Below are 10,798 nucleotides of genomic sequence, written 5' to 3' on the forward strand. Positions count from 1 at the left end.
TAACAGTTAATTTTATCGTACAAAAAAGGAGTGGATTTCTCCACTCCATAAAAGTCTAACTTTTTGGGGTCACTACATTTATCTCTTGAACTGGTGGTGTTTTCAACTATTTAAAAATAGAAATCCATTGGGTTCAATATGGATTCTCTATGTTCGTCATCTTGAATGCTTTGCCGCAGGGTCTAAACGGCGTTCGATGATCCCTAAGACCCAGTCGGTGATGATTGCCATGAAGGCTGTTGGCAAGGCTCCAGCTAAGATGATTGACGTACCATCTGTGGCATTGGTCCCACGAATGATGATGTCTCCTAATCCGCCAGCTCCGACGAAGGCACCGATGGCGGTGATCCCGATGGCAACGACCAAAGCATTTCTAATGCCTGCCATAATGACTGACACAGACAGCGGTAGTTCCACCATAAAGAGACGTTGGCTGGCTGTCATCCCCATCCCTTTACCGACATCAAGGATATTTTTGTCGACTTGGATCATCCCAGTGTACGTGTTCTTGATGATCGGCAATAGCGAATACAAGAACACCGTGACGATCACGACATTGACCCCTAAACCTAAACCAATCATCAAAATCGAAATCATTGCTAAAGAAGGAATCGTTTGGATGATATTTGCAAAACGGATCACCCAATTGGCTAACTTACGTTTTCGTGAAATAAGAATACCAACGGGGATACCGACGATTGCTGCAAAAAGTACACCATAGATCGAAATGAGAAAGTGACGTAGGAACTGTGAAAAGACATACGTACCATTCTCTTGAAAATAATAAATAAATTGTTCAAGCCAATTCATGTTTTCCATTATCGTCACTCCCCTCCAAAGTATTGGTTTTCTTTTAAAAAGCGCTCTGCGACGACAGAAGGCTCAACCAAATTATTGTCTGCTTCATAGTTCAATTGTTGCATTTTTTCAGTGCTGATCGTATTACTTAATTTTGTTAATGCTTCTGCTAAACCCGGCGTATCTTTTAATAGTTGATTATCTACAACCGGTGCAGCGTCATAAGGTGGGAAAAAACTCAAGTCATCTTCTAGCATGACTAGATCATAACTAGCAATACGTCCGTCTGTCGAATAACCTAAAACGATATCCATTCTCCCAGCTTCTACAGCGTCATAGACTAGACCGATCTGCATAGGCAAGATGGAATCAAATGAAAAGCCATATGTTTCTTTGAAGCCGTCATAGCCATCTCCTTTACGATTGATCCAGGACGTATCCACACCAGCGACAAGTTCATCGGCGACATTTTTCAAGTCACTGACTTTCTTTAAATTGTATTTTTCCGCAGTATCTTTGCGAACAAGAAAAACGTAGGTGTTCTCGAAACCATAAGAAGGGAACCATGTTTGATCATACCTTTTTTCAAATTCACGTTTTACGATATCAAATGCTTTTTCAGGATCTTTCTCAGGCGGTAAATTAAGGGTAGTAGTCAAATCTGTCCCTGTATAGCGAGCGGCAGAAATAGACGCGTCGCCGTTCATCATCGCTTGATGATTGATCGTGGTCGTTGCTAAGTTATTGATGATCGTCGTATTTTTTTCCGTATAGTGTTCAACCATCCCAGCAACGATACTGGCAATGATCTGAGCTTCAGAAGTGATCCCACCAGTGATAGAAATCGTATCTTCATCCGTATTGCTTGCCAATCCTGGGAAGGAGCAACTTGCAAGTAATACGACGGTCAATACGAGAACGACACTATTTCTGATTCGTTTCATTCGTCATTCTCCTCCCTCAATGCGATCGGAGTTAACCGATTCTCCAATAGTCCTAATAAGAAATCTGCAAGCAATGCTAAGATCGTTACAGGGATCGTTCCAGCGAAAATCAAATCGGGCTGATAATTATTCAAACCGCTAAAGATCAAATCGCCTAGTCCGCCTGCGCCGATGTAAGAGGCAAGGGTTGCCCATGCAATCACATAGACTGCTGCTAACCGAATACCTGCCATGATCGTCGGCATAGCGATCGGCAATTCGACAGAAAAAATCGATTGGATATTTGTCATCCCCATGCCTTTTGCGACATCGCGGTAATTCCAATCCACATTTTTCATCCCAATATAGGTATTTCTTAAAATAGGTAAAAGGGAATAGATAAATAGGGCAATGATTGCAGGCAATTTACCGACACCGAATAAAGGAATCATAAGTGCTAATAGGGCAAGAGAAGGGACCGTTTGTAACGCACTGGTCAGACCAATAACAATCGTTGCGACTTTAGGAAAACGCGTCAAAAGAACACCTAAAGGAACAGCAACGGCAATCCCGATGACCAATGCAATTGCTGAAATATAGAGATGTTCGAGACTTTTTGAGAGGATCTCAGCGCCATGTTGTTGAAAAAATTCGGCCATTGGTTAAACCTCCTTTGTTTCAGGTGGCGTACCAATTGCATCAGTAAGCGATGATTCTTCGCCCCAGATCACGTCATAGACGATGTCGACAAGAGATGCTCGAGTTAAAATACCAACGACTTTATTTTGTTCATCAACTACTGGCACATATTTTAAACCACGTTTTAAGATTCGTTGTAAGGTATCACGTAAGTAAGCGGATTGTTTTACATAAAAAACATCCTTGTTCAAGATATCGCCAACACTTGAGACTTTGCCACGTTTTTTATCGATTGTTTCAACATCGATAAATCCTTTTAAGGTATTTGAATTATCAGTCACTAAAAGCGTATCGACACGTTTTTCACGCATCAATTTGATGGCTTCTTGCAATGATTTTTCTGGTGTGATCGTGATGGCTTGGTTCAGCATGACTTCGCCTACTTTTGTTGTATCTGGTTTGGCTTGAAGCAAGCGATCTTCACCGATCAATTCTTCGACAAATTCATTGGCAGGGTGGCGTAAAATGTTTTGTGGGGTATCAAATTGAATGACTCTGCCTTCGCTCATGATTGCGATGCGACTGGATAATTTGATTGCTTCATCCATATCATGTGTCACGAAGACAATCGTTTTTCCTAAACGTTCTTGCAGATCCTTGACTAAATCTTGTAAGGAATCTCTTGTGATAGGGTCTAGTGCACCAAAAGGTTCATCCATCAAAATGATGTCTTGGTTCGCCGCTAACGCACGAACGACACCGATACGTTGCTGTTGACCACCAGATAACTCATGTGGGTAACGATCAAGCATTTCACGAGGAAGCTCCACCAAGTCGATCATTTTCTCTGCTGTTTTGTTTCGTTCTTCTTGGCTGACCTTCAATAATTTTTGCACAAGAGTGATATTTTCTCGGATCGTCATGTGAGGCATCAAACCGATACTTTGGATCACATAGCCGATTTGTCGTCGGAGTTCAACGGGGTTGATTTCTTGGATCGACTTTCCATCAATCAAAATCTGACCTTCTGTCGGGTCCGTCATGCGGTTAAGCATCCGCATCGTAGTGGTTTTTCCGCTACCACTTGTACCGATAAAACAAATAAATTCGCCCTTTTCAAAAGAAATGTTGACGTTCTCGACCGCGACTTTTCCACCTTTATAAATTTTTGATACATTCTGAAATTCGATCATATTTGCACCTCTTCTTTTCTTTTCCATAAAGAATGTTCTTATAATAGTATGCCTAAAATAACTAAGGAATACAAATTTGATGATTTATTTACTATACAAATAACTAGATTAGTAGGCGTTTTTTGAATTTATAAATAAAATATAGCTGAAAAGATAACGTAACTAATCAAAAATGAATGGAATGATAAGATTTTTGCTTTTTGGCATTGTCGGCATAAAATGGTAAAATAAAAGGGCCAAACAGAGAAAGTGAGTGACGATATGTTAACAACAGAAGATTTCGATTTTGAGTTACCCGAAGAACTGATTGCCCAAACACCATTAAAAGACCGGGATCATTCCCGATTACTTGTAGTTGACCGCAAGACAGGTGAGATGATGGATAAACATTTTCATGAAATCATTGAGGAATTAAATCCTGGTGATGCGTTAGTGATGAATAATACACGCGTATTGCCTGCGCGCTTATACGGTGAAAAAGTAGAGACGGGTGCCCATTTAGAAGTATTGCTTTTGACCAATACGGAAGGTGACACGTGGGAGACACTGATCAAACCAGCCAAACGTGCCAAAGTAGGAACGGAGATCGTTTTTGGTGACGGCCGTCTAAAAGCAGTTGTGAAAGAAGAGCTAGATCATGGTGGACGAATCATTGAATTTGCCTATGAAGGGATTTTCTTAGAAAATCTAGAAGCACTTGGTGAAATGCCGTTGCCTCCTTATATCAAAGAACGGTTAGAAGATCCAGATCGCTATCAAACTGTCTATGCAGAAGAGAATGGCTCAGCAGCTGCGCCAACTGCTGGCTTGCATTTCACGACAGAATTATTAGATGAAATCAAAGCAAAAGGCGTAGAGCTTGTCTATTTGACACTTCATGTCGGTCTAGGAACCTTCCGTCCAGTGAGTGTCGATAAAATCGAAGAGCATGAAATGCACAGTGAATTTTATCGTTTGACCGAAGAAGCTGCTACTCGTTTGAATCAAGTTCGCCAAAATGGCGGGAAAATCGTGGCAGTAGGAACGACTTCAATCCGCACATTAGAAACGATTGGTACGAAATTTGATGGTGAGATCAAAGCAGATAGTGGTTGGACCGATATCTTTATTACGCCAGGGTATGAGTTCAAAGTAGTTGAAGCTTTTTCTACGAATTTCCACTTGCCAAAATCCACTTTAGTGATGCTAGTCAGTGCGTTTGCTGGTAGAGAATTAACATTATCAGCTTATCAACATGCCATTGATGAACGTTACCGTTTCTTCAGTTTTGGCGATGCGATGTTTGTGAAGTAACTTTTTAAGATAAAAAAGACCCCGACTCTCGATTAGTCGGGGCTTTTGTGCTTCGGAAGGAAACAAATAAATAGAATTAGTGTAACTTTCCATAGAACATGCAAAGTACGGTGTTGAATTTCTTCTTGATAAACAAAAAATCTTGTTTTCTTTACATCTTCAACAGTTGAATCATCTCTTGTTCCTATTCAATTTTCAGATGTTCATGTTATTTAATTGTTACGTATCCCACTACTTCTTTTTTTGAACGATTTTCGTTTCAAACAGTCATACGCATTCACTATTTATAATGGTTACTTCACATGCTCGTTAAGGTGAAACTTGTACTTCTAACAACTTTGTTTGCTTATACTACTCTATCGAGAAATTCTTCTATCTATTTGTCTTTTCCTCCTTCCTTATGGTTAAATCATACCACGTTTTGGTAGCGTTTGCAATGGATATGTGTTGATTATTTTAAAATATTTCTCTTCATATATATATGCGATATAGTTGAATTAATTAAAAAAAAGATGTTATACTAAAATAGTACGTTATACATAACGTATGATTTTTAAAGGAGGTATAGGATGGATAGTTACAAAAAAACAATAGAAGAAATAGCAGAAGAAACAAAAGTAGATATAGATCAAGGCTTGTCGATGACTGAAGCAAAAGAAAGAAGTCAAAAACAAGGCAAAAATCAATTCGAAGAAGCCCCCAAAGAATCACTCTTCAAAAAATTTATACGAAGTCTTTCAGATTTCACCACGATTGTTTTGTTAGTTGCCGCAGTCATTTCATTTTACACCGCATTTGCAACTGAACATGGAGACCTGTTCGAAGGACTCTTGATCATTGCGATTGTTATCATCAATTCAGTTCTAGCGATTGTTCAAGAAGGAAATGCAGAAAAAGCATTAGAATCCCTACAAGATATGAATAAACAAACCGCTACGGTCCTCAGAGATGGTAAAGTAGAAAAAGTAGATGCTGAGAATCTAGTTGTCGGGGATGTGCTGGTATTAGAAGCAGGATCAGCAATTGCTGCGGATGCTCGCTTAGTTGAAACATCACAATTACGTGTAGAAGAATCAGCTCTAACCGGTGAAAGTGAGGCTGTCGAAAAAGACGCAGGTTACATAAGTCAAGAAGATGACTCTCTCGGTGACCAATTGAACATGGTCTTTAAAGGTTGTACTGTTGCTGCTGGTCGTGGGAAAGCGATCGTCACAGCGATTGGTATGCAGACCGAAATGGGAAAAATCGCCGGATTATTAAATGACCATACAATGCAGAAAACACCACTACAAGTCCGTTTGAATCAATTAGGGAAGCGAATCAGTGTGATTGCATTAGCTGCTGCTGCCTTAGTCTTTTTGATTGGTGAACTTCAAGGTGAACCGTTACTTGAAATGTTCATGACTTCGATTTCCTTAGCTGTTGCCGCAGTACCAGAAACATTAACTGTTATCGTTACGTTGACACTTGCTTATGGTGTACAGAAAATGGCGAAAAAACATGCGATCATTCGTCAGCTGCCAGCTGTTGAAACGCTCGGTACTGCGAATGTCATCTGTTCGGATAAAACCGGTACACTGACACAAAACCGGATGCGCGTCCGTCGCGTGTGGAGTAAAGAAGATGAAGTGACAGACGTCGAAGATTCAATGACAAATAGCGCCATGGAAATCTTAAAAATGGCTGCATTATGTACCGATGTGACGGTTGAAAAAGAGGACGATGAATTGATCGTCAAAGGTAATCCAACGGAAGCAGCAATCGTACGTGCAGTTGAGGAAAACTATCATACAAAAGAAGAATTAGAAGAAAAATACCCAAGGGTTGACGAACTCCCATTCGACTCTGATCGAAAAATGATGACGACTGTCCATAAAATGGGTGATAAGTATATCTCTATCACAAAAGGCGCATTTGATGTCTTAGCACCAAAATTTACGTCTGGAGATGTTGAACAAGCAGAAGTGGTCAACGACCGTTTTGGGAAACGTGCCTTACGTGTAATTGCAGTAGGTTATCGAACGTATGACGAAAAACCACAAGAAATCACTTCAGAAGCTTTAGAAAAAGATCTACGTTTGATTGGCTTGATCGGTATGATCGATCCGCCGCGTCCTGAAAGTAAAGGTGCTATCAAGCGTGCGAAAAAAGCTGGTATCAAAACAGTGATGATCACTGGGGACCATGTCGTCACTGCCAGTGCGATTGCCAAAGAATTGGGAATTTTGACCAATAGTAACGAAGCTCTTTCAGGTGCGGAACTCCGTGCGTTATCTGATGAAGAATTAGATGATCGAGTAAAAGATTTATCCGTTTATGCTCGCGTAACCCCAGAAGATAAAATCCGAATCGTCAAATCATGGCAACGAACAGGTGCTGTGGTCGCAATGACAGGTGATGGTGTGAACGATGCGCCAGCATTGAAAGCGAGTGACGTTGGATGTGCGATGGGGATCACCGGTACAGATGTAGCGCAAAGTGCCGCTGACATGATTTTGACCGATGACAACTTCGCTACGATCGTAGATGCAGTTAGCCAAGGACGTTCCGTTTATCAAAATATTCGAAAAGCGATCAACTTCTTATTAAGCTGTAATATCTCTGAGATTTTTATCGTATTGATTGCGATGTTAGTTGGTTGGGGGGCACCATTTACAGCCGTTCAACTATTGTTCGTAAACGTTGTCGCTGATGGACTGCCTGGTTTTGCTTTAGGAAGAGAACCAGCAGAGGAAGGGATCATGAATGAAGCGCCAATTCCTAAAAATGAAGGGATTTTCGCTCGTGGTTTAATGAAGAAAATTGCCATCAATGCAGGAATATTTACGGTAGTCACTTTATTTGGTTACTATTTAGGAAGCTTCGTTGATACGATCAGCCCTTGGGTCGATGCTAGTCAAGAAGTTGGCCAAACCGTCGCATTTCTAGTATTGGCTTACTCTTCGATCATCCATGTCTTTAATGTTCGTAGTAGTCAATCGATTTTCAAAGTGAACTTAGCAACGAATAAATCGTTAGTGGAAATGGCGATTCTTTCCCTTCTTATCACGTCAGCAGTCGCTTTATTACCATTCACGCAAGAATTATTTGGGTTAGTTCATATTAGTTTGAATCATTGGTTCTTAGTAGGAATCTTGTCGATTATACCGATTGGGGTCAATGAATTGATCAAGTTCCACCAATTGCCAGATGAGGAAGAGACAGTAGAAGCACCAGAATCTGAAATGTAAAAAAATAAACACCAAAAAAGGATTGGAGATTTTCCAATCCTTTTTATTATGGTGAAAAAGCTGATTAAACTTGTTTTGGTAATTGTTCGTAAAAAGCAGCTTTAGTTGCAGTGATGTATGGATTCAACCATAGATAACCGATACCGACTGTGGCAATTGCTAAGATGTGCCATCCGATAAACGATAAGTCTAACCAGAATAATTTTCCTTTGTAGCCATCCATCAATTTGCGGCTTGCAGTGATCGTATCAAGGATTTTTGGTTTTTCGCCTGTCTCTGTCACGACATCATAGTAAATGAAATAACTTTGAGAATAGGCATACCCTTTGATGATACCAGGAATGACTAAAAGCAATGCCCATAATGTAGTGAAAATCGTTGTCACTAGTGCTAACAATAGAACGCCACCGAAGAATACGCCTGAAAAACCTCGGAAAGCATCTTTAAATGGTTCGATCGTTGTTCGTTTCCCACGGATGATGTCTAAATAGGTCCAAGAGATCCCACTCATGAACAATGCACTGATGATCGTAGAAACGATCCCTCCGCCTGAACTACTGCTACTTGAACCACTCACCATTTCTTGCATTGCGCTACTGTCTTGCATCGTTGCAATCAGTAAAGCAGTAGGTAAAGCTAAAATAAGAATAATAGCAATTGTGATCAATGTTGGAATCAGATTTAATAGAATTGCTTGCCCCCAACGTCCTTTTAAGCTGTCTTTTGCTTGTTGTTTTAATTCCCCAGAAGATACCATATTTTCCACTCCTTTTTTTTGATAGTCTTAGTATATCAAAGAAGGACTGATTTTGCTCTAGGAATCCTCTTTCGTTATTGAAAGGTTCACAAAAAAAGCAGGTTAAAAAAACCTATAAAAAAAGAGAAGCTCTTGCAAAAAGCAGTTGAAAAGATTATGATGGTGGGAGTTGCAAACGTGATTCTATAAAAGAAAGTAGGGAATTGAATGACAGAACCTGCCATTCGTTATCGTTTAATAAAAAAAGAAAAACATACAGGCGCCCGCCTTGGTGAATTGATTACTCCTCATGGAACTTTTCCAACGCCGATGTTTATGCCTGTAGGTACATTAGCTACTGTTAAAACTATGTCGCCGGAAGAACTAAAAGAAATGGGTGCCGGCGTGATTTTGAGTAATACCTACCATTTATGGCTTCGTCCTGGAGAAGATTTGGTCGAAGAAGCAGGTGGTTTGCATAAATTTATGAATTGGGACCAGCCGATTTTAACCGATTCTGGTGGATTTCAAGTCTTCTCATTAAGTGATATGCGTAATATCGTTGAAGAAGGTGTGCATTTCAAAAACCACTTGAACGGCTCAAAAATGTTCTTGTCTCCTGAAAAAGCCATCAACATCCAAAATAAATTAGGTTCTGATATCATGATGAGTTTTGATGAATGTCCTCCATTTGATGAGAGCTATGATTATGTGAAAAAATCAGTTGAACGAACTTCTCGTTGGGCAGAACGTGGATTGAAAGCTCATGCGAATCCAGATCGTCAAGGATTATTTGGTATCATCCAAGGAGCGGGTTTTGAAGATTTACGTAAACAAAGTGCGAAAGACTTAATCAGTATGGATTTCCCTGGGTATTCCATCGGAGGGTTATCTGTTGGTGAACCAAAAGCTGAGATGAACCGTGTCTTAGAATTTACGACGCCATTGATCCCAGATCATAAACCACGTTATTTGATGGGGGTAGGAGCTGCGGATTCATTGATTGATGGCGTGATTCGTGGAGTCGATATGTTCGACTGTGTTCTACCGACCCGAATCGCTCGTAACGGAACATGTATGACATCGCAAGGACGATTAGTCGTAAAAAATGCGCAATATGCCCGGGACTTCCGTCCAATCGATGAGAAATGTGATTGCTATACTTGTAAGAATTATACGAGAGCGTATATTCGTCACTTGATCAAATGCGATGAAACATTTGGTATCCGTTTAACGTCTTATCACAATCTATACTTCTTATTAAACTTGATGAAACAAGTACGACAAGCGATTATGGATGATAACTTATTAGAGTTTCGTGCAGCCTTTTTCGAAGAGTATGGGTTCAATAAAGAAAACGCAAAAAGTTTCTAGCAGGATTTGTGAAATTTAGTTAAAAAACTAGTTTCTAGCGCCTTTTTCTGCTAAAGTGTTTAGTGTAGATATTTAGTTAGTGAGGTGAAAAAAATGGGTTCATTACCAATGTTAGTGATGTTCGTTGCCCTATTAGGGATGTGGTTCTTTATGTCACGTACACAAAAGAAACAACAACAAGAACGTCAAAATTTGCTTGATAGTATGAAAGCTGGCGATGAAGTAGTCACGATCGGTGGACTTCATGGCGTAGTCTCAGAAATCGACGAGACAAATCGTACAGTTGTTTTAGACTGCGAAGGGATCTTTTTAGAATACGATCGAGCAGCCATCAAAACGGTAAAACCAGGTACAGGCGCGATGACAAGCACACCAATCGCACCAGTAGAAGAACCGACAGAACCAGAAGTAATTGAAACTGTTGAAGTTCCAGAAACACCTGAAGAGAAAAAAGAAGAAAAAGAATTGTAGACACCGGTTGTTTGCCACGAGTTGGCTAAATGTATACGGAGTTCGATCATTCTTTATCAAAAAGACTGTCGTCATTCCTATCTCGGATAGAGATAAGAAGGCGATCAGTCTTTTTTTTTGTGACTTTGCTAAATAAATCAC

General features: G+C 40.1%; 9 protein-coding genes. 4 read left to right on the plus strand and 5 right to left on the minus strand.

Features of this window, described 5'->3' with window-relative positions:
• Positions 1-156: 156 nt before the first annotated feature.
• Genes I2F89_RS01855 through I2F89_RS01870 form a run of 4 tightly spaced genes read right to left on the minus strand, consistent with a single transcriptional unit; the run spans position 157 to position 3,553 of the window.
• The gene (locus I2F89_RS01855) at positions 157-819 is read right to left on the minus strand and encodes an ABC transporter permease (protein WP_019722425.1); all 663 of its coding nucleotides are present in this window, start codon (positions 817-819) and stop codon (positions 157-159) included.
• A 5-nt stretch (positions 820-824) separates the two neighbouring features.
• Positions 825-1,742, minus strand: coding sequence for an osmoprotectant ABC transporter substrate-binding protein (locus I2F89_RS01860; protein ID WP_195513316.1), 918 nt, complete (start codon positions 1,740-1,742; stop codon positions 825-827).
• Entirely contained in the window at positions 1,739-2,380 is a 642-nt protein-coding gene (locus tag I2F89_RS01865) for an ABC transporter permease (protein ID WP_010736596.1), read from the minus strand. The genes I2F89_RS01860 and I2F89_RS01865 overlap by 4 nt, the downstream gene beginning before the upstream one ends.
• A gap of 3 nt (positions 2,381-2,383) precedes the next feature.
• Positions 2,384-3,553: a betaine/proline/choline family ABC transporter ATP-binding protein gene (locus I2F89_RS01870; protein WP_195513317.1), complete on the minus strand. Its 1,170-nt coding sequence runs from the start codon at positions 3,551-3,553 to the stop codon at positions 2,384-2,386.
• Positions 3,554-3,814: 261 nt separating this feature from the next.
• Here I2F89_RS01870 and queA point away from each other — a divergent pair, with 261 nt between their 5' ends.
• Together queA and I2F89_RS01880 are read left to right on the plus strand one after the other, a co-directional pair.
• Entirely contained in the window at positions 3,815-4,846 is a 1,032-nt protein-coding gene (gene queA / locus I2F89_RS01875) for a tRNA preQ1(34) S-adenosylmethionine ribosyltransferase-isomerase QueA (protein WP_071866127.1), read from the plus strand.
• 569 nt (positions 4,847-5,415) lie between these two features.
• A complete protein-coding gene (locus I2F89_RS01880) occupies positions 5,416-8,076 on the plus strand; it encodes a calcium-translocating P-type ATPase, PMCA-type (RefSeq protein WP_071866128.1) in 2,661 nt (886 codons plus the stop codon).
• A gap of 64 nt (positions 8,077-8,140) precedes the next feature.
• On the opposite strand, the gene I2F89_RS01885 is transcribed toward I2F89_RS01880, so the two are convergent.
• On the minus strand, positions 8,141-8,833 hold the full coding sequence (locus tag I2F89_RS01885; protein WP_071866129.1) for a DUF975 family protein: 693 nt from the start codon (positions 8,831-8,833) through the stop codon (positions 8,141-8,143).
• A gap of 207 nt (positions 8,834-9,040) precedes the next feature.
• Here I2F89_RS01885 and tgt point away from each other — a divergent pair, with 207 nt between their 5' ends.
• A complete protein-coding gene (gene tgt, locus I2F89_RS01890) occupies positions 9,041-10,186 on the plus strand; it encodes a tRNA guanosine(34) transglycosylase Tgt (RefSeq protein ID WP_010736591.1) in 1,146 nt (381 codons plus the stop codon).
• A 93-nt stretch (positions 10,187-10,279) separates the two neighbouring features.
• Positions 10,280-10,657: a preprotein translocase subunit YajC gene (gene yajC, locus I2F89_RS01895; protein WP_010736590.1), complete on the plus strand. Its 378-nt coding sequence runs from the start codon at positions 10,280-10,282 to the stop codon at positions 10,655-10,657.
• Positions 10,658-10,798 lie beyond the last annotated feature (141 nt).

It is taken from the genome of Enterococcus sp. 1001283B150225_161107_E12 (assembly GCF_015556925.1).
In the GTDB taxonomy this organism is placed as follows: Bacteria; Bacillota; Bacilli; order Lactobacillales; family Enterococcaceae; genus Enterococcus_B; species Enterococcus_B mundtii.